A 24,142-nucleotide genomic window follows, 5' to 3' on the forward strand; every position below is an offset into this window, starting at 1 on the left:
TCGCCCTCGGTCGCCTGACACGGAACTCGGCCGCTCTTGGCCGCCTGGCGACTGGCCCCAAGGATGGCGGAGACGCGCGCGCCTGTCAATTTCGCGGGCGGCGTCCTTCAGGTCTTCAACCGCCGCAAACGGCGCATCACGCCCTGCACGGCCTTGTAAAGCCGCGGCTTCGAGCGCACGAACAGCTCGGCCTTGCAGCGCAGCCTGATATAGGCGGTCGAGCCCCTGCCCTTCAGCGTCATCGCCTCGCACAGTTCGGCCAGCACCGAGTTCGAGGCGCCGATATGCTGCTTGTATCCCTGTCCGCCGACCGAGAGGTCGAAATAGCCGAGCCCTTGCGCCCGTGCCCACACCATCAGCTTGCCGATCATCGTCAGGCCCGGCGCGACGTTGGCCACCGCGTCCTGGTCGATCCCGAGCAGCAGGGCGTGCAAGGTGCCCTTCATGACCAGCACGTACATGACAGCGAGATAGGCCTGGCCGACGCGCAGCCCGAACAGCCGCACCGAGCCGTCGGAAAGCCCCTGCAGGGCGGCGTTGCGGTAGAACTCCACGATCGGCGCCTGCGTCAAAAGGTCGAAGCGCCCGAGTTCGCGAAAGCGGTTGAGCCTGAGGTCGAGCAGCCTGCCGAACTGCTCCTCGATCATCTCAGGCGTCTCGGCTTCGACCAGTGCGAGGCCTCCGAGTTGTTCGAAGCGGCGGCAGTGCTTGTTGAAATTCTTGGTGAAGGAGGATTTGCAGATACGCTTGACCAGCGTCTCCGGCTCGCCATCCATGACCAGACCCGAGGCGATCTGAATGGAGTCGCGCGCCGCCGAAAGCAGCGCCAGCGGATTGGCCACGCCGTGGATTTCCCGCGGAATCCCCGCAATATGGATGCGGTCGGCCGGCGGCAGCACGGCGCGGACCGCGGCCCAGGCGGCGTCGGCGTTTTGCCTGGTCCAAGGCCTGGCATCGGCCAGCAGCGGCGCCGAATAATCGCACACGCCGCAGCTCAGCCATTCGATCACGGAGTGGCCGAGCGCCCGGCGCCGCATCAGCGGCAGCAGCATGACATGCGCGCCCGTGGCGGCATCATTGACCTCGACGACGAGCAGCGCGGCGCTTTTGGGCATCAGCCGCCCGGCGATCCCTTCCACCCAGGCAAGGCCCTGGTGGCCGGTGCACAAACCGGTCTCCTCAAGACGCTGCCAGAGCTGCCTTACGGTGTCGAAGCTGGTGTGCAGCCGCGCCGTATAGTGCGCGGTGGCGCCCATGCCTGCTCTAACCGGCGAAATCGGTTGAACCGGTGCATCCGCTGTCGCGACCAACCGCACTGCCTGGCTTGCCACATGCCTCTCCCATTCGTTCTGGGGCGCATGGGCATTATCCACGCAAGCGCCGAAAACCCCGCATTGTTCCCTGGACCGCGTTGAGCAGCCTTGGGCTGGAGCGTACGAAAGCCTCGACCCGCCTGCGGAACTCGATGGCGGTGGTCGCCACACTGCCCCGCATCGTGAACCCATGGCAGAGTTCGACCAATACCGAACCCTTGGCGCCCATATGTTCCTTGTAGCTCTGGTTGCCGACCGACAGGTCGAAATATCCAAAGCCTCGTTCGCGCGCCCAGCCGATCAACCTGCCCATGATTGCAAGCCCCGGCGAGACATTGGGCACGACGCCCTGGTCCATTGCTATCAGCAGAGCATGAACAGTCCCTTGATGCACGAGCAGATATTGAACCGCGATCAGAGCCTCGCCGACGAGCAGCCCGAAAAGCCGCACCGAACCATCCAACAGGCCCTGAACAGCCGCGTTCCGGTAAAATTCGACGATGTTCTCCTGGGTCAGCAGATCGAAGCGACCAAGCTCGCGAAAGCGGTCGAGCCGCATCCGCACCAGTTCGCCGAAGATACGGTCAACCTCGGCCGGCGCCCCGGCCTCGACCAGTTCCACGCTGCCAAGCCGTTCGAGGCGGCGCCAGTCCTTGCCGAATTCCTTGACGAAGGATGGCCTGCAGAGACGCTTAAGCACTGTTTCGGGATCGCCGTCGATGGCGAGGCCGAAAGTGGTCTGGATGGAATCGCGCGTGGCCGACAGCAAGGCCAGCGGATTGGCGACGCCCTGGATCTGTCGCGGAATCCCCACGATGTGGACGCGGTCCGCCGGCGGCAGCGCCGAGCGCACCGCCGCCCACGCAGCCTGCGCGGATTGTCGCGTCCACGGGCTGGCATCGGCCAGCAGCGGTGCCGAATAGTCGCAGACGCCGCAGCTCAACCATTCGACCACCCAATGCTGGAAGGCCCTGCGCCGCATCAGCGGCACCAGCATCCTGGGTTCGCCAGTCGTGGCGTCGCCCACCTCGACGATGAGGAGTTCGGCGCCTTCCGGCAGCAGCCGCGTGGCGATCCCTTCCGCCCAGGCGTAATTCTGGTGGCCGGTGCACACACCGCTTTCCTGGAGGCGCAGCCAGAGTGGCCTGACCGCCTCGAGGCTGGTGTGCAGTTTTGCCGTATAGGCGTCGTTCGCCGCGACGGAGGTGGGATGCGAGACCTGCCCGCCAGGCAAGTCGGTCATCGCGGCAATTTGCACTGCGTGGCCTGTCACATCCTTCTCCTATCGCTTGACCGCGGCGAACGAAACCGCCCGTCGCCAGGAGCCCAGGCGGCTGTCGCGCTGCTGGTCCGGGTGTTCGATGTTCCACATGCGGTGATGCACGAAATACCATGATGCCACGAGCACGAAGATCTCGGACACCGCCGAACCCAGCAGCGCCCATGGCGGGGAGGCGATCGACAGCAGGATGGCGATCAACGCCAGCCCGACGATGGCGCCGCCCAGGGTGATGAAGGCGACGATGCGGAAGTCACCCATTATCTCGAGCACGATGCGGGGCATGATGTAGAGCATGATCGGAACGAAATTCGCGATCACGAAAAACCCGATGAATCCCACCGACGCGTCCTGGAGAGCCTGGGACTTTATCATCGGCAGGACGAACAGGATGGCGCATCCATAGACAACCGCGCCAAGGCCCATGACAACGGCCCACAGCTTTGCCTGCGCCCAGACACGGCGCGTTTCGTTGTTGCGCATCAGCTTGGCGAGTTCGGGCTGCGTCATGTTCACGAAGGCAAGACTGCTGATGCGCAGCGGCGCGAACAGCACCAGCACCGCCGCCAGCGGCGCATAGGCGGCCGGCCCGGCAATCCCCGCGACCAGCAGCGCCAGGCATTGCCCCTGGATGTTGGTGGTGGTGGCGCTGAATGCCGACCAGCAGAGCTGGGACCACAGCCTCGCATAGCGCCGCCGTGTCGGCATGCGGAAGCTGATGCGCATCGTGCGGCGCGCCAGCCTGACCAGGACGAAGATGCCAAACACATTGGCCGCCGCGAGCGCATAGAACACGGTCTGCAGCGCGTCCTTGGCCAGCCAGATCGCCAGGCCGGCCATGACCGTGCCGGCGATCGTGAAGGCGGCATCGCTGACGGAAACGATCACCTGCTGGCGGCGCGCGAAGAAGGCCGTGCGCATGTGGCTGCGCAGCGACCATGCGCCGACGAAACAGCCCGCGGCAATTCCGCTGGGGTCGCCCAAGAGACGCATCACGATCGCCGTGCCGACGGCCATCAGCAAGGCAACAACCAGCGCCGCCGTCCCGAAGGCAACGTCATAGGCATCGACGCCGGCGCTGTTGGTGCTCTTGCCCATCCATATCGAGGCCGGAACGGCGGTGAGCGACCTGATGTAGGACAGGCCGACGCCGCCCATCACCATGCCGATGGCAAAGAGGCCGTAGCCTTGCGCCGAAAGCATATGCAGCAGCGCGATGTTGAGGGCGAAGTGGAAGCCGCTCTGCATCGCCTCGCCGCCGATCATCAGCACGAGACGCCGCACCAGATGGCCAGGAAGTTTCACGGCCGTGTCTCCGCCTGGCGGGTGGTTGCCGTCCGCCCCGGCCTGGCGATGGCTGTCTTCAGCTTGTCGGCGGCTATCGCCGCGATCGCCGCCGCCGCGACCGGTTCGCTGAAGACCGCCTCGTAGCGCGCCCGCCCGGCAGCGACAAAGGAGCGCCAGGCCTCGGGCCGCAGGATGATCTCCTCGAGTTTGGCTGCAAGGGCGGCGGCATCGCCGGGCGGAACATGCCAGCCGGTCTCACCGTCGCTCACCACCTCGACCAGCCCGCCGATCGCCGACACCAGCGGCGGCCGGCCGTAGGCCATCGCCTCGATGGCGACGCGGCCGAGCGATTCGGGACGCCGCGAGGGCACGGTGACGATATCGGCCCAGCGATAATGCTCGGAGGGATCGGGGATGAAGGGCAGCACGCTGACGCGTCCGCCGAGCCCCATGCTGCCGACCAGTTCGGCGAGCGCGCGTTCGCGCTCGGTACTTTCGAAGGCGCCGCCGACCAGCCGCACCTCGATCCTCGACTTGAGTTCCGCCGGCAACGAGGCGATCGCCTCCAAAAGCACTTCCTGGCCCTTGATCCTGTTGATGCGGCCAAGCAGCAGCACCTTGAGCGGCCGCTTGCCGTCATAGGTCGTCGCTTCGGCCGCGGCCGGGCCGGCAACGCCGTTATAGACCACATGGGAGCGCGCGTATCTGGGCTCGCCGAACGCGGCGCGTGTGGCGCGCGAGTTGAAGATGAGATCGGCATGGCTCCAGTGCATCAGGCCGACTAGGATCCTGCGCATGGCGCCTTCGGGAATTTCGTGGATGTGCAGCACGGCCTTGTGCGGCAGCAGGCGCGCGGCAAGCGCATAGTCGGCCACGATCGAGGTGTTGACATAGGTGAGATCGCAATCCCGGAGCCGCCGCCAGGCCCTCAGCACCGCGACCGGCAGCCGCGCCATCTCGATGGTGGCAAGGCGCGCAATCGCCTGGCGCCTCAGCACCCAGAGCGGCTCGAAGACGATCCGGGTCGCATGCGGTTCGAGGATCCGCACGATCGGTCCGCTGCGCGGCAGGACGACCTCGATATCGGCTGAAGGAAACGCGGCGCGCAACGCGGCGACGCTCTCCGCGAAGCTGCGATCGGAACCATAGAGTTCATAGCCCTGATGGACGCATGCAATCCGCATATTCCCATGCATCTTTCTGCCAGGGGTAGTTTGACGATCCCGCCGCCTGACAGAACAGGCGACTGGAGACTTCAAGCCCAACACCCCTTTGGACTTCACTTGTTGCCGGCATGGTGACGAGCGGATGTAGAACCCGGATCACCATACCAAATGCTGCACGTCCTCCGCCGGTGTGGCGCACAGAAGTCCATGAGCAAGGATCATGCCGGCCCTGATTTCTTCGTCTGCAGGTCGCCCGGTCGCGGCATTGCCTTGTTTCGATACACATACGCTGGGATAGTTGACCGATAGTGAAACAACTCCGGCCGCTGGAAGAAATATTTTACACCCCGGTGCGATGATGGCTGGAACTGAGTCTGGCACGGATATTCGCTGGGCTGTGGTTTCCAGAGGGACGGCCGCGCATTGCGGAATCGAGCGGACTTGAAAGCGCCAGCAGCCATGAAACCTGAAATGCCCACCATCCTGATCCTCGGGACGCGCGGCATTCCAGCGGCCCATGGTGGCTTTGAAACCTTCGCCGAGAGGCTGGCGCTGTTTCTTGCCGGGCGCGGCTGGAAGGTTGGCGTCTATTGCCAGGAGGAGGTCGAGCGGGTCGACCAAAGGGTGCGTGTCGACACCTGGAACGGCATCGATCTCATCCATGTCCAGGTCGCCTCGAAAGGTCCCCGCGCGACGCTGGAATTCGACTGGCAATGCGTGCTCGACGCCGCCCGGCGGCCCGGCATCTGCCTGGTGCTCGGCTATAATGGCGCGGTCTTCCTGACCTGGCTGAGGCTGATGCGGCGCAAGATCATCACCAACATGGACGGCATCGAGTGGCGCCGGCCAAAATGGGGTATGGCTGCGCGCACATGGTTCTGGCTAAACGAATGGATCGGCGCCTGGGCCTCGCACCGCCTGGTCGCCGACCATCCGGTGATCGCGGATCACCTGGCGACGCGCCGGCCGCGCAGCGCCATCGCCACCATCACCTATGGCGCCGACCCGGTGACATCGGCCCCGGAGGCGCCGGTGCGCGCGCTCGGCCTTGAGCCTGGCAACTACCTGATCTCGATCGCGCGCATCGAGCCCGACAACAACATTCTGCCCATGGTCGAAGCCTTCTGCAGCCAGAAGCGCGACATGAAGCTGGTGGTCCTGGGCACGCTTTCCCCCGATATCCCTTACCATGTCGCCGTCCGCAAGGCGGCGAACGCCTCGGTGGTGCTGCCCGGCGCCATCTACGACCAGGCGGCGGTGAAGGCGCTGCGTTTTCACGCGCGCGCCTATCTGCATGGCCACACCGTCGGCGGCACCAACCCGTCGCTGGTCGAGGCGCTGGCCGCCGGCAACATGGTGATCGCCCATGACAACCCCTATAACAGATGGACCGCCGGCGCGGCCGCCATCTATTTCACCGACCGGCAGAGTTGCGCCGAGCGGATGCGGCAGGCGATGGAGGATGACGCGCTGGTCAGGACCTGCGGCGCGGCCGCGAGAGCCCGCGCCAACGAAGCTTTCCGCTGGGACGATGTCCTGCTTGCCTATGAAACCGAAGCCTACCGGCTTCTGGGCGTGAGCGCCGCCGCAGCCCAGCCGGTCGACCGTCCCTCGCCCGGCGCCGTATGACGGGCTGGTCGCGACGGCGGCTGCTGAGGACCGCGCTGTCGACGGCGCTGGTGCCCGCAACGGCAGCACTCTCGTCCGCATCGCCCGCGCTGGCCGCCACCGGCGAATGGCGTTTTCGCCGCGGCGTCAACGCCTGGCCCTGGTTCGCGCTGACGCGTGAGTTTCCCGCGCCGCGCACCGACTATGACTGGCCGCCCTTCCAGTCGCAGCGGCCGGTGCCGACACCGGACGACCTTCGCCGGCTGCGCCGGACCGGGCTCGACTTCGTCCGCCTGCCGGTCGATCCCGGCCCGTTCCTGGCCGCCGATGCCGCCACGCGCGCAAAATTGCTGGCGATGCTGGACGATGCCGTCGCGGCAGTCATCGATGCGGATCTCGGCATCATCGTCAACGTGCAGGCCAACGGCGCCACTCATTACTGGAATCCCGACCGTATGGTCTCCAGCACCGCCGCGCCCGAATTCGAAGCCTATCGCGCGCTGGTCGGCACGCTTGCCGGCAGGCTGCAGCGGTTCCCGTCGGGCATGGTGGCACTGGAGCCGGTCAACGAACCGCCGCAATCCTGCTCCTCCAATGTCTGGTCGAACGTCCAGGCGGCCCTCCTGACGGCGGCCAGGGCGTCATCCCAGACGTTGCCGTTGGTCGTCACCGGCGGCTGCGGGTCGATGGTGAGCGGGCTTGCCGCGCTCGATCCGGAACCGCTGGCGGCCTTCGAGCCGATCCTGTTCACCTTCCATTTCTACGAACCTTATCTGTTCAGCCATCAGGGCGCACCCTGGATGCGCGAGCCCGTCTACCGCGCGCTCAACAACGTGCCATGGCCAGCCTCCGCCGGTTCGCTCGAACGGACGCTGGCCTCGGTCAGGGCCCGCATGGCCGGGGACACCGAAACCTCGGAAGCGGACAAGCAGGCCGCCTATGCCGAAACCGAACGCGTGCTGAAGGTCTATTTCGACGCCAGGCCAGATCGCTGGTTCGTCGATAAATATATCGGCCAGGCGCGCGATTGGGCCGACAGCCACGGCATCGCCCCGACGCGCGTCATCATGGGCGAATTCGGCGCGCTGCGCACCGACGCCCGCTACGTCGCCGCCCCCAATCCCGACCGCGCCCGCTACATCGCCGATGTCAGGCAGAGCGCCGAGGCATCCGGCTTCCCCTGGGCCTTCTGGGACCTGTTCGACGGCATGGGCATGATGGACGACAAAACCCGCTCGCTCGACCCGGCGATGGTGGATGCACTCGGGTTGAGGATGCCGGAATAACCGCCTTCCAAATGCGGCCGAGTTCCTTGTCGCCGTAGAGCGCTACCTCGGCACCCCTTGTGCGCCCGGACGCCCCGCCGTCCGCGCTGGCCGCACCGGCCTGTAAAGCGCCAGCGCGATCACCACGAACTTGGTCATCAGCGTCGTCTTGGACGCCAGGCTTTCGGAGGTGTTGAGCAGGATCAGCCAGCCCAGCATCGGCAGCCAGATGCCGGGATGGCAGCGGCGTGCCACTTCGTGCATGAACAGCGCGAAGCCGAAAAACAACAGCAGGGTGAAGAAGGCGCCCTGATAGAGGAGCAGGCGGATGATCGGGTTCTCGATACCCTGTTCGAGGCCGTTGATGCGGCGCAGGCTTTCGATGAGATCGATGTCGGGCCCCACAATCAAGTCGCGCAGTTCGAAATGCTTGAACAACTCGAACATTTCGACGCGGGCATTGGCGCTGCCGCTGTCCGACACGAAGCGCTCCAGCAGCGCGTCGAAGAAGCCGTAGGAGAACAGCATGACCACCACGACCGGCAGCAGCGAGGCGAGCATGACGGCAAGGGCGGCACCCGGCAGGCTGATGCGTCCTCGCCGCAGATAAGCCACGCCACTGAAAAGCAGATAGATGCCGCCGAGCGCGATCGTCGTCACCATCGCCGAGCGCCCGCCAAATACCACCAGCGCCGCGCATTGCAGGCCGATCAGCCCGAGCCGCAGCGGCATGGACAGGGATTTCGAACCGGAGAGCAGCGCCAGCACATAGATCGAGGTGATCGTGGCGTTGGACAGAGGATGGCCCTGGAGCGCCGTCGAGCGCAGGTCGTTCATGAACACCTCGCCGTCGAGCCGGTAGGGGAAGACCAGCGTCTTGGTGGCGAACTCGAACAGCGCCAGCAGCGCGTTGACCGTCATCACCGCGTGCACCACGGTTTGCATGCGGGCGAACGTCTTTTCGTCGGCCTCGGCCAGCATCATCACCAGCAGCGCCGCCGCCACGAACGTGTCGATCATGCCGGCCATGCCGGGGCGCTGCCTGACGATGACGACGACCAGCAGCATGATCGACATGACGGCCAGCAGCGCGCTGGCAGGCCGCCTGTCGGCGATGGCCAGCGTATAGCCGACCGGGTTGCCGAACGTGCAGGCGCGCCAAGCAAACATCAGCACGAGCAGATAGGTGGAAGGATGGATCTTGGTCGCCGGATTGCCGGTCAGGCCGTCGTAATTGTAGCCCACCAGCCACAGCATGCCGCCCGAAATGCTGAACAGCAGCGCCACCACCGCGACCAGGCCGTAGCCGGTCACCCAGTCGACGGAATTGCCGGTGCGGGGCGCGGTCGGGGCTTGACCCTGGCCAGCCCAGCCGGCCGCCGGGGTGGCGGACCGGGCGGCGCCCCGGATGGCAGCCATGTCAGGCCGCCTCGTCGACCAGCAAGGCGCCGGTCGGCAACCGCCCCATGACCGAAATGGCTTGCGAGGCCGCCGTGACGTCGCGCATCGGCGTCGCGTTCAGCGTGGCGACGAGCACTATCTCGTCGACCATGGCGACCAGCGGTGAGGCGTTGAGATTGTCGGCCAGCGCGCCGCCATCGACGACGACGAGTTCGAAATTGCGGCTCGCCTGGGCCAGCATATGCTGTGTGAAATAGACGCCCTGCGCCTCGGAAAAAGCAGCCTTCGGCCGACCCTTGCCGAGAAGCGCGACGTTGCTGCCGGGCGCGTATTGGCTGAGCGCTTCGAAGGCGTATTCGCCGCGCAGCACGTCGAGGAGACCTGGCTGCGGCTCCTTCTGGCTGCCGCCGGCATTGTTGGTGTCGATGAACAGGACACGGCTGCCCCTGGCAGCCGCCGCGTTGGCCAGCAGGCGCGCCACCCGGCCCCGCTGCGCGGCGTCCTCTGGCGCCGACGTCACCAGGATCGACGGTACCAGTGGCCAGTTCGGCGGACGCCGGCTGGAGGAGAACAGGCGTCTCAACGCCAGGCCGGCGACGGCGTCCATCTTCTGTCCGGCCGGCGCGGCGGCGCCGCCGAAAGGCCACCAGCGGCGGCGCGCTGATTTTGCCGGCAGCACGCCCACCACGGGCGCGTCGATGGCCGATTGCATCTGCGCGCTGGAAAGCACCGTCGGCGATGAATATTCCGCGATCAGCGCCATGCCGGTGCCGAGCCCCAGCCCGCCGAAGAACGCGCCGAACACCAGCAGCAACAGCGGTGGCCAGCTCTTCTTCAGGGCCGGCATGGCGTCGGAGATGATGCGCGCATTGGTGCTGTCGACATTGACCTGCTCGCGCGTTTCCTGCGCCCGTTGCAGATAGGTGGCATAGACGGAGCGCACCGCCTCGAGATCGCGTTGCAGTTCGCGCAGCTTGACCGAGGCCTGGTCGGTGTCGAGCGACTTGCTCTTCATGCCCGCGACCTTCGCTTCCAGCGCCTGCTGGTTGGCCAGCGCGCGCTCGTAGTCGGTTTCGGCGGCGGCGGCGATACGACCGAGTTCGCGCGCGATGAGCGCGCGCGTGTCGCGCAATTGCTGCTGGGCCGCCATCATCGAAGGATGGCGCGGCCCGAGCTCCGTGCCGAGCTGCGAAACCTGGTCGACAAGTGTCGCCTCCTGCGCCCGCAGGCTCGAAATCACCGCCGAGCGCATCGCTTCCGAGGTCGCGTCCGGCGCGCCGCCGGACCGGCGCAACTGGTCGACCTGCGCCTTCAGCGTCGCGGTGCGGCTCTGCGCGGCGGCGAGCTGCGTGTTGATCTCGGTCAGTTCCTGGTCGCTGACCAGATTGCCGGCGGCCATGACCATGTTGTTGGCCGACCTGTAGGCCTCGACCGCATTCTCGGCCCGCTGGACGCGCTTGCGCTGCTCGTCCAGCCGCGCCGTGATCGAGTCGGAAGCATCCGTGGCCATCTTCGCGCGCGCGCTCGCCTGATCCGCCAGGTAGGCCTGCGCGATGGCATTGGCGAGCTTCGCCGCCTTGTCGGCGCTCTTGGCGGTAACGATCACGTCGAGGACCAGCACCTTGTCGGCCCGCTTGACCGCAAGCCGCCGGCGCAGCGCATCGAGCGTCTTGCCCGCCTTGTCGGTTTCGGCCGAGCCCGAGCCCAGCACGCCGCCGAGCAGGCGGCTCAACAACCCGCCCTGCCCGTTGAATTCCGGGTCCTCGGTCAGGTTGGTCGCCGCGATTGCCCTGAGCAGCACGCCGCTCGACTGGACGACGGCAACCTGGCTTTCCACCATGGTGATGCCGCCATCAGGCGGAACGCGGCTCGGATTGACGTCGTTGGTGACCACCTGCAGGTCCTGCGGATCGACGATGATCTCCGCCACCGAGCTGTAAAGCGCCGGCGTGAACAGTCCATAGAGCAGCGCCCCGAGGGTCAGCAGCGCGGCGGTGGCGAGGATCAGGAACCGGCGGCGCACCAGAATGCGCTTCAGGTCACCCAGCTCGACGGTCGAGGACGGATAGGACGCGGCCGGCGGTGGCTCCGGCGCATATTGCATCACCTCTGGAGCGTGTTGTTGCGGCAACGAGAGCAGGGATGATTGCAAAGGTCGCTCCGACAACACTCCATGTGCCCCAAAAGCTTAAATTGCGGCTTAAGCTTAGCTATTACTCCAACTGTTAAAACACTGTTAATTATGTTGGGAGCTCTTCTGATTTTTGGCACGGAGTTTGCGTAGCAGAGGCATGGGCCGTGTTGACAGGGCGCAAGCGAGCGGGAAACGAATGGAAATGGAGCAACATCTTCCTCCAGTCCGACCGTCGCCCACCGATCGTGCCTAAAAATCGAACACCGGCCAATACCGAACATCAGAATTCTAGGGGTGCGACATGCAGGTGAGCCTGCGCCTGGACAGCGACTGCCTCCGTGCTTTTCACCTGCTGCTGCTGCAGCGCCTGGCCGCGCTCGCCGAGGTCGCGGTCAGCGTCGACGCACGCCCAGCCGGGAGCGGCATTCCAGGCAGCGTCGCGGCACTGTTCCAGCTTGAAACGGTCATCCACGGCTTGCCCGCGGACGGACTGGCCAAGCGCCTGCCGTTGTCGGCGCTGGCACCCTACCACACGCAGCCCGCCGCCGCACCCGACCTCGTGCTCGACCTCTGCGGCGATGTGCGAATGGAAGGAACACGCGTCTGGCATGTCACCTATGACGGCGCCGGCGGCGAAGCGGCCATGCTGGCATCGGTGCTCGACGGACGGACCCCGCGGGCCCGCATCGAGGAGAACGGCGCCGTCGTCGCCGAAGGACGCCTGGGCACCGAATATGGCGGCATCGCGCTCGCCTCGTTCCAGGACATGCTGGCGCGCACGGCAAGCCTGATCCTGGCGGCGGTGACGGGCGCGGCGCGGGGCGCCCTGCCCGCCCTGCCCGAGCCGGAGGACGGCAGGGGGCCGCCGTCGCTGCCCTCGGCCGGCAAGCTCGGCGTCAGGGCGGGCAAGGCATTGGCGCGGCGAATCGTCCAGAAGATCTACCATCTCTGCTACAACGCCCCGCACTGGAAGGTCGGCTGGCGCGAGACCGGCGGGCGGGATCTGTTCGACCTGCGCGCGCATCCGGCCTCTGGCTGGCGAGAATTGCCCGACGACGGCAGCCGCTTCTACGCCGATCCGTTCCCGATCCTTCATCAGGGACAGGTAACCCTGTTCGTCGAGGACTATATCCACCGCCTGGGCCGAGCCATCATTTCCGCCGTGCCGTTTGGTCCGTCGGGGCCGATCGGCCGTCCGGAGCCGGTCCTCGATCTGCCCTACCACCTCTCCTACCCCTTCGTCTTCGAGCGTGACGGCGAGGTTTGGATGGTTCCCGAAAGCTGCGCCAACCGGACGGTGGATCTCTACCGCGCCACGGCCTTCCCGGGCGGATGGGTCAAGGAAGCGACGCTGCTGTCCGACATCGTCGCCAGCGACGCCACCTTGGTCGAGCATGGCGGCTCGTGGTGGCTGTTCGCCACCGTCCGGGACGGTGAAGGCAGCGCCCGGGACGGCGGCGGCGCCTTCTCGGACGCGCTGCATCTGTGGTCGGCGCCGGACTTTCGCGGCCCCTGGACGCCGCATCCCAGGAATCCGGTGCTGATCGACATCGCCTCGGCGCGGCCGGCCGGACGCATGGTCGAACGCGACGGCCAGTTGCTGCGTCCGGTACAGGACTGCCGCAGGAGCTACGGCGGCGCCCTTGGCATCGCACGCGTCACTCACCTTGATTTGAACGGCATGGAGCAGCGTGTCGAGACGATCTTAACCCCCGGCGCGCTATGGAGTGGGCGTAAGCTGCACACGCTCAACGAGGCGGGCGGCCTGGAGTTCATCGACGGCTCGGCGATCGCGCCGCGCTGGAAAAGTGGTGACGGTGGTTAACCTAAACGTTTGTTACTACCGGCCACCCGCGCTGGTTGCTTGAGGTTGATTATGGTCCGGAAGATATTTTCCACCACGGATTGTGGAGACAGAAGATGACCAGCATGAAGGGCAGCGATATCACCCCCGCCGACGCTGACCCCATCGAGGTCGACGTGGCGATCGTTGGCGCCGGAATGGCCGGCACCACGCTGGCAACCGTGTTGGCAAAAGCCGGCCGCAAGGTGGCACTGATCGATCCGCACCGCGTTCATCACGACGAGTTCCGGGCCGAAAAAATCGGTACCGATCAGATACGGCTGTTCGAGAAGCTCGGCCTCGACAAAACGATCATGCGGCTCGTCACGCCGTTTGACGACATTCATGTCTTCCGCCTTGGCCAGTTGTTCGCGCGTGAGCGCAGGCCCGAATACGCATTTTCCTATGGAGCGTTGATCAACGGGCTGCGCGATGCCCTTCCCCCGCAAGTGCCGATAACGGTCGGCAAGGTCGCCGAGGTCTCGACCGGACCGGACCGGCAGCGCCTTGTGCTGAACGACGGCAGGGTCATCACGGCTCGCCTGCTGGTGGTCGCCACCGGTCACAGCGAAGCGGTGCGGCGCGCCATCGGCGTCGAGCGGGTCGAGCAATCGAAAGCTCATTCGCTGTCGATGGGTTTCGACCTCGCCATTCCGCCGCGCGAATGCGGCTACCAGGCCGTCACCTGCTACGGCAGGCGGGCCAGCGACCGCGTCGCCTACATCACCGTCTTTCCTCTCGGCGACAAGATGCGGGCCAACATGTTCGTCTATCGCACCGTGGCCGAACAATGGACGAGGGACTTTCGGGCCAATCCGCAGAAAATGCTTTGCGAATTGATGCCTGAAATATCGGCGCAATGCGGCAACTTCGCTGTCTCAAGTCCCGTCGAGGTCCGGCAGATCAACCTGACCACGACGCAAGGCCATCGCCGCGACGGGGTCGTCTTCATCGGTGACGCGTTCTGGACGACATGCCCGACGCCGGGCGTCGGCATAGGGCGGGTCATGATCGACGTCGATCAGCTCCATTCCGTTCACATTCCACGCTGGCTGGAAACGCCAGGCATGGCGGCGGACAAGATCGCCGCTTTCTATGACGATCCGGTCAAGCTGGCCTCCGATGAGGCCGGCATGCGTGTGAGTGTCTATGCCAGGCGGATCACCACCGAAACCGGGCTGGAATGGCGCGCGCGGCGCCTGCGCAACAACACGGCACGCAGGCTGATGATCATCGGCCGCAAGGTGCGCCATTTGGGAATGCGGCGGGAGCCGGGCATGGCGTGAGGGGGCTTTCCACCCTCTATCGTCATCGTGGTTCTGTCCTGAGGGCCGTACCTCTAACCTGCCTCCACCCCTCCCGGAGAAGGAAACCGCTGGAGCGCTTCACCGGGACAGCGACATCGCGCTCAAAAAGCAGATCCAGTGCCGTTCGGTGGGAACAAGCGGCTTGCCGACAGGTTATTCCCGCAGGAGATCCTGTCATGGTCAAGAATATCGACCGCGCGTTGCAGGATGCTATTCTGGCAATGCGCATTCTTCGCAAATCCATCATTGATCATGGGCATATGGAAGCCATGGCCGAATTTGACGGCTTGATGAGCGTGACCATATCGGAGGCCGAGCGCCAACTCACCAGTTGGCAGACCGGTCATCGCGCCGAGCGATCGGACCACGCAGAATCCTGACGCGATCTCAAAGCTCGGACCCAACGGAACCTTGCCGAACGGCGTTGGTTTCATGGAATGCGACACGCTGCCGGAGGACAAAGTGGCCCGATTGGTCGACAAGCATAAGCTTGAGAGAGCCGATCGCGAGTCGCGGCTCATCCTCGACGCCGAACGGCAGGCCCGCGACGCAAAGACCGAGCGCCTTCGCAAGCAGCGGCTGTCCGCCGAGCCAAGCGGCGAGCGACAGAAGCCCGCACCGCCGAAGCGGCGTGGGTGACGGCCTGCTCGTTCGCAAAGGCAAAAGGCGCGATCGGTCGATCGCGCCTTTGTTTCAGCAGGCGAATGCGTTCAGGTCGGTAACCCTGAAGGTCCAGCGAGAGCAGTGACGGCCGAAAGCCGTTCGCGCTTCTGCCAGGTTGGCTTCTCGTATTTCTTCACCAGCCATCTCCCCTTGTTGGAAACCGTAGAGAAGACCGGCTTCGCCGCCAATGTCAATCGTACCAGGACGGCCGTGGTGATTGTTCGAAACGCCCCGCGCCGGGCGAATCGGTCCACCGTACTTTCAAATCCGCCGGCACGGGATAGATTTAGGATCGAGAAAGCGCCACAAGGCGCGTGGGAGGACCTTGCCAATGTCAGACACCGCCTTGCCGCTGGTGATCAGCGCGCCCGAGCCGCGCACGCTCGAACTGATCTTCACGCCGCCGCAGCTGGCGCGCCTCAAGGCGCATTATCGCATCGTCGAGACGACGCCCGACGGCGTGGCGCGGCTGCCGGCCCAGGTGCTGGCCGAGGCCCGCTACATCGTCGGCCAGCCGCCGATCTCCCCGCGGACGCTTGAAGCGATGAAGGCGCTGCGCTGCGTCTTCAATGTCGAGAGCAACCTCCTCGACAACATGCCCTACGAAACACTGTTCGCACGGGGTATCCATGTCGTCACGACGGGCCTGGTCTTCGCCGAGCCGGTAGCCGAGCTCGGCCTGGCCATGGCGCTCAACCTTGCCCGCGGCATCGTCGATGCCGATCTTGCTTTCCGCAAAGGCGAGGAACTGTGGGGCGGCGGCGGCAACCAGACGGCGCGGCTGCTTTCGGGAGCCGATGTCGGCATCATCGGCTTCGGCGATCTCGGCCGCGCCCTCAACCGCCTGCTGTCGGGCTTCCGCACCCACACGAAGGTGTTCGACCCCTGGCTGCCGCCGTCGATCCTGAGGGAAAACGGCGTCGAGCCGGCCTCGCTGGACGAGGTGCTGTCATCAAGCGACTTCGTCTTCGTCGTCGCCTCGGTAACCTCCGAGAACCAGGGGTTTCTGGGCGCCGATGCTTTTGGCAGGATGCGCAAGGGAGCCGCCTTCATCCTGCTCAGCCGTGCCGGCGTGGTCGATTTCCCCGCCTTGATGGCGGCTGTGAAGAGCGGCGATATCCTTGCGGCCAGCGATGTCTTTCCCGAGGAGCCGCTGGCAGTCGACCATCCCGTGCGCGCGCTGCCCGGCTTCCTGCGCTCCGCCCATCGCGCCGGCGCCCTCGACATCGCCTTCAAACGCATGGGCGACATGGTGCTGGAGGATATGGACCTGATCGACCGCGGCCTGCCGCCACTGCGCTCCAAACGCGCCGAGCGCGAGACGGTGTCGAGGATGCGTTCGAGGCCGTCCGACAGGAATTGAGCAACCGCGCGGGTGTGCTCAACCGCATAGGCGGGTTTTGTACCAAACCGTACGCTGAATCCCCTTTGAGATGCACCTTCGGAGGCGTAAAAAACAACCTCAGGGAGGTAGCGATGGTTGGAAGCCATATAGACGTGGCGCGGGCAGCTATCGAAGCCAGCTTCCTGCTACGACATCGTTCCATTGCTGGAAACATCGCCTTTCGCCGCGAAATGGACCATTCCAGGCGCGCGATCGCGCAATCGCGCGAGCTTCTGAAACGCCTTTTCCAACGCGATGACAACGGTCAAGCCTGGGAAGCTACAGACCCGGTTCCCGTTGCCGTCTCAGCGTTCGATGCCGACATTCTGCGCGCTGTATTTCGAGATCTGGTCTCGCAAGCGAACGTGCCCGAGTGTCAATGGCGCGATCTGGCCAAAAGCCTGGTTCACGAGTTTACCGGCTGCGAGCTGGCCGAGACCGGCTTGATAGAATGGCTCATCCACAAATAGTGACCCGCAAAGGTCCGTGAGCCCGTCTCCCAGAGATGCCCGCGCTTCCTGATGGAACGATCGCGCCGCCGGCTGGTTTTGCAAATGGCCGGGCGGTGGGAAGCCCGGCGTACTCGGAAGGCCCGTCACGAGTCGCGTCGGTGGCGGGCCTTTCCCTGTCCAGCAGCGATATTGGCCGAAGGTCCCATTCGTGGCCGTGCAGTGGGCGCCCTTCTCCGAACCGGTCCTGGTCGGCCAGGCCTTCGTGCTGACCGGAGCGGGGCAGGCCTGCCTGCCGGTCATCATGCGCCAGCAAGTCGGCAGGATCAGCCTGCGCCACGCGATGCGGATGTGCGGCGTCGTCAGCCTCGACCAGCTTGTGGCCAGCCTCGCGCGCGAACGCTAGAGTGGTCTGGGCCAATGACGATTTGGCCGGGCCAGCAAGAGGATCGCGATGCTCAACACGGTCGACTATGGCGGCAAGGAAGCCGATATCGTCCATGCGCTGGAGGAAGACATCATCTTTGGCCGGCTGGCGCCCGGCACGCGGCTGGTCGAGGACGTGCTGCTGGCCCGCTTCCCGGTCTCGCGCCACACCATCCGCCAGGCCCTCTACCAGCTGGAAAGGCTTGGCGTCGCCACGCGCGAGCGCAACAAGGGCGCCACGGTGCGCCGGCTCGCCCCCGAGGAAGTCCGCCAGATATATGAGGTGCGCGAGATGCTGCAGCGCCAGGCCGCGCTGATGATCCGGCTGCCGGCGAGCGAAGCGCTGATCGCCGAGCTGATCGAGATCCACCGCGTCTACAGCACCCATGTCGACGCCGGCTACCTCAGAGGCATCCATGAGGCCAACGACCGCTTCCACCTCACCATGTTCTCGGCCTGCGGCAACGCCTATCTCGTGTCCTCGATCGAGCACTATATGCGCCTCAGCCTGCCGGTACGGGCGAATTCGCTGGCCGACCGGGACAAGCTCGAAATCTCGCGCCAGCATCATCTGATGATGATCGAGGCGCTGAAGCGCAGCGACAATTGGGTGCTGGCGCAGCTCTGTGTCGATCACCTGCAGCCGAGCAAGGCGTTTTATCTGAGGGAGGTCGAGATGGGACCGGTGGGCCGCGACGCCGGCCAAGGATGATGACGGACAGTGCCGGGGTACAGGTGACGCGCCGCTGCCGCGCCATTCTATCTGACCTTGATGACGACCTTGCCTTTTGCCCGTCCGGTCCCGACATAGGCCAATGCTTCGTTGGTCTGTTCGAATGGGAAGACCCGATCGACGACGGGGCGTACGGCGCCGGATTCGATGAGCGACGTGATCTTGCCCAGCTGGTCGCCCTGCGCCCACATGAACAGGAACGAATAGTCGACACCGGCGCGTTTTGCCTTGCGGCGTATGCCACGGCTGAGCAGGCCCACGATCAGCCTCAGGACGATGTTGAGGCCTTGTTTCCTGGCAAAGTCGGAATCCGGGGGACCGGAGATGGAGATCAGCTTGCCGCCCGGCTTCAGAACGCGCAGCGATTTTTCGAGCGTCTTGGCGTCCTGGCTGTTCAGGACAACGTCGTAGCCCTGCAGGACGTTTTCGAAATCGTCCTTCTTGTAATCGACGACGATATCGGCGCCGAGACTTTTGACCAGATCGGTGCTCGCCGCGCTCGCTGTTGTCGCGACCGTCGCGCCAAGATGCTTCGCCAGCTGGATGGCGAAGGTCCCCACACCGCCGGAACCGGCCTGGATGAAGACTTTCTGGCCCTTCCTCAGTTTGGCTTTCTCGACCAGCACCTGCCAGGCAGTCAGGCCGACGAGCGGGATCGAGGCGGCCTCTTCCATGCTGAGGTTTTTTGGCTTCAGGGCCACGTCGGCTTCGTTCATGGCTATGGATTGCGCGAATGTCCCGATCCGGCCATCGCGCGGCCGGGCATAGACTTCGTCGCCTGGCTTGAAGCCGCGGACTTTCGATCCGACCCGCACGACGATCCCTGCCACGTCGTGGCCCAGAATGAAGGGCGGGCGATAGGGCAGGATGGGTTTGAACTCTCCGTCCCGGACTTTGGCATCCAGGAGGTTCACGGCGGCGGCATGGATCTCGACCAGGACATCATCGTCCCGCGGATCCGGCTCTGGCATTTCGGCCAGCCGCAGGGCGCCCTTCTTCTGATATTTGTCGACGACAAAGGCTTTCATCATGGTCACTTTCTGAAAATCGTTTGCTCAGGCAGGCAAGCGGAACTGCTTGCGCAAGGTCTTGTCGAACATCCCGGCGGGCGCGAAGCGACGCAGCAGGCTGACCTGCCGGGCCGCCTTGCCCGCGGTGTAGCGCCGGCGCGGCTGGCTGGCGGTCGCCGCTTTGACGACCACATCCGCCACCACTTCCGGCCGATCGGCTTTGGGCATCACATCGGCAAGCAACGCCTTGAAGCCGGCTCGCGCCCGATCGTATTCCTTCAGCACGGAATCCGGTTCTATTCCATTCTGGTCGAAGACGGTGCGCACGAATGCCGGCTCGATGACCGAGACGCGAATATTGAAGGCACGAATCTCATGATCGAGCGATTCCGAATAACCTTCGAGCGCGTGCTTGACCGCGGAGTAATGCGCCGAATATGGCGCGGGTACCAATCCCAGGATCGAGCCGATATTTATGATGCGTCCTACGCCCTGCCGCCGCATCGACGGCAACACCGCATTGGTCACGCGCATGACGCCGAACAGATTGACGTCGAACAGCGCCTGCACCTGCGAGATCGAGGATTCTTCGGCTCCTCCAAACATGCCGACGCCGGCATTGTTGACCAGCAGATCGATGCGGCCGGTCTGCGCGTGTATGGTTGAAACGAGTGCATCGATGGCCTTGTCGTCGGTCACATCGCAAACCAGCATGGTTACTCCGTTCGGGCTGTCGCCGAGCTTGCGGCGGCTTGTGCCGAACACGGTAAATCCCGCTCGCGCCAGCGCTTCCGCGCTGGCGCGGCCGATGCCCGAGGAGGCTCCCGTGACGAGCGCGGTCTTTCCCGAATTCCTGTTCATTTGGTGCTCCAAAATCATGAGGGCTAGCTTTTTCGCCTCGTTAGAATTACGCTCGTAATATCATATTACACTCATCATGCAATAGAAGAAAGGAATCGCAGCCATGCGCTATGAAAAAGGCCGGAAGGACGCCTCGCGCAGCCGGATCATGGAGGTTGCCGCCAACCGTTTTCGCGGTGACGGTATCGCTGCGTCCGGGCTCGCAACCATCATGAAAGACGCCGGCCTGACCAACGGGGCCTTCTATCCGCACTTTCAATCCAAGGCGGCGCTTGTCCGTGAAACCGTGGCAGCGGCCTTGGAGGATCAGTCGGACCAGATCCGCGAAGCTTTGGCTGCCGGCGGCCTGGATATGGCCATCGACGCTTATCTGTCGACGGCACACCGGGACAATCCGGGACAGGGCTGCGCGTCCGCCGCATTGCTGCCGGAGATCGCACGCGAGCCTTCCGAAACACGTCAACTCTATACCGAGCGCTTGCTGACCCAGGTGCGCCAGGTGGCGGCGGAACTGCCGCCGCGGACCCGGAATCGGGAAAGCGTTGCGCTGGGCATCTTTGCGACCCTTATCGGCGCCCTTCAGATGGCCCGCGCCGTGGACGGAACGGAACTCTCGGAACGCATCCTGGCGGCAGGGGCAGACGCGGCGCGCACGCTGATCCAGCGGGATAGCGAGGCTTCCTCCTAGGTTCGAGCGAAGTTGTAGGCTCAGACGAAGTCTGCAAGGTGCCGGCAAGCTGGGTTTCGTAGCAGAGGCGCTTGACGGTCGCTGGGCGCTGAAACTTTCCGCAAGCCGGCCTCGTTGCTGCGCAATCGCTTCCTGAGGCGATGACAAGTCCCTCCAATCAATGCCTCGCTGGCTGCGCCCGCGAGGCCTTTTTTGTGCGGCGACAAGGCCGTCCTGCCGGAACCCGGAACCATCCGCGAGCCGCGAAGTTGTCCAGACGACCTGAAGCCTGGTCGTCCAGCGTCAACGGCGATGAGCAGCAGCGGGGAAGATTGCTCAAAACCAAGCAGTCGCCTGGAGCCGTGGCTCGCGTTCCAAATATTGCAAATATTTCAAAGGTTAGACAGAACACATTTTGGTGGAATTAGGGAATCTTGGTCTGATAAACCGGAACTTTCGGGCAAACTGTTTCGTTATAACCTTGATCGTTGCTTCGACGATCACAAAGCAACAGGGAAGGATCCAGTCATGAACATCAAGATGATCTGTCTTGGCGCGATGGCGCTTTCGATGGCCACCGGTTCGGCTCTCGCGGGAGGCAGCACGGGAACATCCGCTCTCGACGATCCTGCCAAGATGAAGCCGTTCTACACGGACTCAGGCATGAAGAAGATGGTCGGCAATGATGACTTCGTCAAAGCCTGGAAGGCCCTCACGCCCGAGGACCAGACCGCCATGAAGACCGCCTGCGCCGACGAGGCCAAGAACGCCAACCCGACCAACACGCATCCGGAGTTCTGCAGCAGCGTGAAATTGAACGGCGGCAGTTGATAACGCGCCGCAGCCGTGAAAACAGCCCCGTTCGCGGGGCTGTTTTCGTGACCGCCGTGCTTTGCCCTGCCGCTACTCATTCGGCCCCCACTCCAAGTGCCTGACCCCACGAGTTTTTGCCTCGATCAACACATTTCCCGCTTTTTTCAAGAAGAGGAAAAAACAGCGTCCTTGCTCTGGTCATGTTGCACTGCGAAATATATGCTGCATTGCAATACCGGCTACCCGGCCGGACAGGTGACGGCTGGGCGCAAACGAAGGAGCTGTCGTGGCGGCATCGTTTCGGCCTGACATACAGGGCTTGCGCGCGCTGGCGGTTGGCGGCGTCGTCGCCTACCATTTTGGCCTCACGGCGCTGCCTGGCGGCTTTGCCGGGGTCGACATCTTCTTTGTCATTTCCGGCTGGCTGATCACCACGCATCTGATGCAGGAGATCACCGAGACCGGCCGGCTCGACCTCTGGCGCTTCTATGCCAGGCGCGCACGGCGCCTTCTGCCGGCCGCCATCTTCGTCATCCTGATCACGCTCGCCATCGGCACCTTCATCATGGCGCCGCAGGAACAGGCGCTCTATTCGCGCGGCGCCATGTATGCCGCGGCCTATACCATCAATCTGTGGCTGCTGCGCTGGTCGTTCGACTATTTCGCCGCCGATGCCTTGAGCAACCCCTTCATCCACTTCTGGTCGCTGTCGGTGGAGGAGCAGTTCTATCTCGTCTGGCCGGCACTGCTTGTCTTCGCCGCCTGGCTGCATCGGGGCCGGCGCATGACGGTGGTCGTGATCGGTACCGTCGGCCTCGCCTCCTTCGCGGCGTGCCTCTGGCTCACCAGTCTCTCGCCGGCCTGGGCTTTCTATTTCTCGCCGCTGCGGGCCTGGGAATTCGCCGCCGGCGGCCTGGCGACCTTTGCCGCGCCAATCTTGTGGCGGCATCAATCCTGGCTGCGGGCGGCACAGGGATGGTTGGGCTTGGCGCTAATCGCCGTCGCCTATCTCTGTTTGAGCGAAGACCTGCCCTTCCCCGGCTGGTACGCGCTGCTGCCAGTTGCCGGCTCCGTGCTGGTGCTGTTGAACGGCGCCGGCGAGCAGGGCGATGCCCCGGCCAGGACTCGCTGGCGGGCCTTGGCGCCCGCCGCCATGCTCTCGCTGCCGCCCTTGCAGTGGGTCGGCACGCTCTCCTATTCGCTCTATCTCTGGCATTGGCCCGTCATCGTCTATGCCACCATGCTGCAGCCCGACCTCGGCGTGGCGCAGCGCATCGGCTGCGCCGTGCTGGCGCTGGCGCTGTCGGCGGCCACCTACCGGCTGATCGAAAACCCCGCGCGGCGCGGCGACTGGCTGGCGGCGACAGCCAGAGCCTTTCGCTTCGACGCCAGCCCGGCCGCAGGACCGCTTCGGCTTTTCCCCGGGCTTGCCCTCGCCCCGGCCCTCGTGCTGACCGCCGCCGGCGTGGCTGCGGCCTACGCCAACGCGCATCTGGCCACGCGCAACATCGACCCCACCCAGCGCGGCATCGAAGAGGCCGCCGAACAGCCGTCCATCGCGCGCGCCGTCGACAAGGACTGCCTGCTCGATTTTCACACGGTGGAGCCGAAACCTTGCACCTTCGGGCCGGCCGACGCCGCCCACACCATCGTGCTGTTCGGCGATTCGCATGCCGACCACTGGTCGACGCCGCTGGTCGAGGCAGCAAAACGCAACGACACCAAAGTGATCACCTACCTCAAATCCTCGTGCCGCGCTTCACGCCTGTCGACCTTCAACGCCGTGCTCAAGCGCGACTACACCGAATGCGACGCCTGGCGCGAACAGGCGATTTCAGACATTATCCGCAGCAAGCCGCGCCTGGTGGTGATCTCGGAGTTCTCGATCGGCAATCTGACACGCGACATGTCCGCCGCCAGCCGCAAGGCCGAGATAGCTCGCTGGCAGGCTGGCCTGCGCTCCACCTTGGAGGCCTTCAGCCAGGCTGGCGTCGAGGCCGCCGTCATCCGCGACACGCCGATCGGCGACAGCTTCGCGAACGCCTGCGTCGCCCGCGCGCTGTGGTGGCGCGAGGCGCCGTCGCTGTGCGACACGCCGAGGGCCGAGGCCGCCAATGACGACGTGGCCGCCGCCGAGCGCGCGGTGGTGAAAAGCATCCCCGACACGCTCTATGTCGACCTCACCGACCGCTTCTGCGGCCCGACCGAATGCCACGTCTTCATCGACGGCAAGCTCGCCTTCCGCGACAGGCATCATCTGGCGACGGCCTTTGCTGAGACATTGGCAGGACCGCTGGAAAAGGCGCTGTTCTAGAGGGTTCCTTTCCCCTTGTGGGAAAAGGAAGCGCGCCCGCTTACTCGGCCCCGTTGCATCCAGGGGAAATGGACGGCGGCGGCCAAGGTTCAAAACGCCCCTCACCATGCTGACAGGTATGGCCAGGGCGGCATCGCCCGACAGGTCCTTTGCCGCCACGGCACCAGCTCGAACGATCGATTCACCGATTTATGGGAACAGGGCCGCGGCTGCAGCGTT

21 protein-coding genes are annotated in these 24,142 nt (G+C 64.8%); 13 read left to right on the forward strand and 8 right to left on the reverse strand.

Features of this window, described 5'->3' with window-relative positions; all coding sequences use genetic code 11:
• Positions 1–107 precede the first annotated feature (107 nt).
• From LB557_RS08465 to LB557_RS08480, 4 genes are read right to left on the reverse strand one after another with little or no spacing between them, the layout of a single operon-like run.
• The gene (locus LB557_RS08465; protein ID WP_411970538.1) at positions 108–1,331 is read right to left on the reverse strand and encodes a GNAT family N-acetyltransferase; all 1,224 of its coding nucleotides are present in this window, start codon (positions 1,329–1,331) and stop codon (positions 108–110) included.
• Positions 1,332–1,365: 34 nt separating this feature from the next.
• Entirely contained in the window at positions 1,366–2,586 is a 1,221-nt protein-coding gene (locus LB557_RS08470) for a GNAT family N-acetyltransferase (protein WP_140788421.1), read from the reverse strand.
• A 9-nt stretch (positions 2,587–2,595) separates the two neighbouring features.
• On the reverse strand, positions 2,596–3,897 hold the full coding sequence (locus LB557_RS08475; RefSeq protein WP_015316841.1) for a hypothetical protein: 1,302 nt from the start codon (positions 3,895–3,897) through the stop codon (positions 2,596–2,598).
• The gene (locus tag LB557_RS08480) at positions 3,894–5,063 is read right to left on the reverse strand and encodes a glycosyltransferase family 4 protein (RefSeq protein WP_083883006.1); all 1,170 of its coding nucleotides are present in this window, start codon (positions 5,061–5,063) and stop codon (positions 3,894–3,896) included. The genes LB557_RS08475 and LB557_RS08480 overlap by 4 nt, the downstream gene beginning before the upstream one ends.
• A gap of 441 nt (positions 5,064–5,504) precedes the next feature.
• On the opposite strand from LB557_RS08480, the gene LB557_RS08485 reads away from it, so the two are divergent.
• Both LB557_RS08485 and LB557_RS08490 read left to right on the forward strand, forming a co-directional pair.
• Entirely contained in the window at positions 5,505–6,674 is a 1,170-nt protein-coding gene (locus LB557_RS08485; protein ID WP_224643106.1) for a DUF1972 domain-containing protein, read from the forward strand.
• A complete protein-coding gene (locus LB557_RS08490; protein ID WP_224643107.1) occupies positions 6,671–7,939 on the forward strand; it encodes a glycoside hydrolase family 5 protein in 1,269 nt (422 codons plus the stop codon). The genes LB557_RS08485 and LB557_RS08490 overlap by 4 nt, the downstream gene beginning before the upstream one ends.
• A gap of 42 nt (positions 7,940–7,981) precedes the next feature.
• Here the strand turns inward: LB557_RS08490 and LB557_RS08495 are convergent, their stop codons facing one another.
• Together LB557_RS08495 and LB557_RS08500 are read right to left on the reverse strand one after the other, a co-directional pair.
• Positions 7,982–9,337, reverse strand: coding sequence for a VpsF family polysaccharide biosynthesis protein (locus tag LB557_RS08495; protein ID WP_181171322.1), 1,356 nt, complete (start codon positions 9,335–9,337; stop codon positions 7,982–7,984).
• Position 9,338: 1 nt separating this feature from the next.
• The gene (locus LB557_RS08500) at positions 9,339–11,471 is read right to left on the reverse strand and encodes a GumC family protein (protein ID WP_140617920.1); all 2,133 of its coding nucleotides are present in this window, start codon (positions 11,469–11,471) and stop codon (positions 9,339–9,341) included.
• Between the two features lie 283 nt (positions 11,472–11,754).
• Between LB557_RS08500 and LB557_RS08505 the strand changes: the two genes are divergently transcribed.
• From LB557_RS08505 to LB557_RS08540, 8 genes are all read left to right on the forward strand, one after another.
• Positions 11,755–13,278 carry a formyl transferase gene (locus LB557_RS08505; protein WP_224643108.1) on the forward strand — a complete coding sequence of 508 codons (1,524 nt, stop codon included), beginning with the start codon at positions 11,755–11,757 and terminating at the stop codon, positions 13,276–13,278.
• Between the two features lie 95 nt (positions 13,279–13,373).
• Positions 13,374–14,582 carry an FAD-dependent oxidoreductase gene (locus tag LB557_RS08510; RefSeq protein ID WP_015316834.1) on the forward strand — a complete coding sequence of 403 codons (1,209 nt, stop codon included), beginning with the start codon at positions 13,374–13,376 and terminating at the stop codon, positions 14,580–14,582.
• Between the two features lie 197 nt (positions 14,583–14,779).
• Complete coding sequence (locus LB557_RS08515; protein ID WP_140617918.1) at positions 14,780–14,983, forward strand: hypothetical protein; 204 nt, start codon at positions 14,780–14,782, stop codon at positions 14,981–14,983.
• A gap of 52 nt (positions 14,984–15,035) precedes the next feature.
• Positions 15,036–15,242 (forward strand): hypothetical protein, encoded by a 207-nt coding sequence (locus tag LB557_RS08520; RefSeq protein WP_041163398.1) that lies wholly within the window; start codon positions 15,036–15,038, stop codon positions 15,240–15,242.
• Positions 15,243–15,597: 355 nt separating this feature from the next.
• Positions 15,598–16,629, forward strand: a complete 1,032-nt coding sequence (locus LB557_RS08525; RefSeq protein ID WP_224643109.1) for a hydroxyacid dehydrogenase — start codon at positions 15,598–15,600, stop codon at positions 16,627–16,629.
• A 113-nt stretch (positions 16,630–16,742) separates the two neighbouring features.
• Entirely contained in the window at positions 16,743–17,120 is a 378-nt protein-coding gene (locus tag LB557_RS08530) for a hypothetical protein (protein WP_140876466.1), read from the forward strand.
• A 190-nt stretch (positions 17,121–17,310) separates the two neighbouring features.
• Positions 17,311–17,505, forward strand: a complete 195-nt coding sequence (locus LB557_RS08535) for a hypothetical protein (protein ID WP_224596980.1) — start codon at positions 17,311–17,313, stop codon at positions 17,503–17,505.
• Positions 17,506–17,553: 48 nt separating this feature from the next.
• Entirely contained in the window at positions 17,554–18,237 is a 684-nt protein-coding gene (locus tag LB557_RS08540; RefSeq protein WP_140725075.1) for a GntR family transcriptional regulator, read from the forward strand.
• Between the two features lie 47 nt (positions 18,238–18,284).
• Here the strand turns inward: LB557_RS08540 and LB557_RS08545 are convergent, their stop codons facing one another.
• Together LB557_RS08545 and LB557_RS08550 are read right to left on the reverse strand one after the other, a co-directional pair.
• Positions 18,285–19,286 (reverse strand): NADP-dependent oxidoreductase, encoded by a 1,002-nt coding sequence (locus LB557_RS08545; RefSeq protein WP_224643111.1) that lies wholly within the window; start codon positions 19,284–19,286, stop codon positions 18,285–18,287.
• A 27-nt stretch (positions 19,287–19,313) separates the two neighbouring features.
• On the reverse strand, positions 19,314–20,129 hold the full coding sequence (locus LB557_RS08550) for an oxidoreductase (protein ID WP_015316827.1): 816 nt from the start codon (positions 20,127–20,129) through the stop codon (positions 19,314–19,316).
• A 103-nt stretch (positions 20,130–20,232) separates the two neighbouring features.
• Between LB557_RS08550 and LB557_RS08555 the strand changes: the two genes are divergently transcribed.
• From LB557_RS08555 to LB557_RS08565, 3 genes are all read left to right on the forward strand, one after another.
• The gene (locus LB557_RS08555; RefSeq protein WP_140663505.1) at positions 20,233–20,817 is read left to right on the forward strand and encodes a TetR/AcrR family transcriptional regulator; all 585 of its coding nucleotides are present in this window, start codon (positions 20,233–20,235) and stop codon (positions 20,815–20,817) included.
• Positions 20,818–21,324: 507 nt separating this feature from the next.
• Positions 21,325–21,627, forward strand: a complete 303-nt coding sequence (locus LB557_RS08560; protein ID WP_015316825.1) for a hypothetical protein — start codon at positions 21,325–21,327, stop codon at positions 21,625–21,627.
• Positions 21,628–21,895: 268 nt separating this feature from the next.
• Positions 21,896–23,923 (forward strand): acyltransferase family protein, encoded by a 2,028-nt coding sequence (locus LB557_RS08565; protein ID WP_224527277.1) that lies wholly within the window; start codon positions 21,896–21,898, stop codon positions 23,921–23,923.
• Positions 23,924–24,142: the final 219 nt, after the last annotated feature.

The organism is Mesorhizobium sp. BR115XR7A (assembly GCF_020165315.1).
In the GTDB taxonomy this organism is placed as follows: Bacteria; Pseudomonadota; Alphaproteobacteria; order Rhizobiales; family Rhizobiaceae; genus Mesorhizobium; species Mesorhizobium australicum.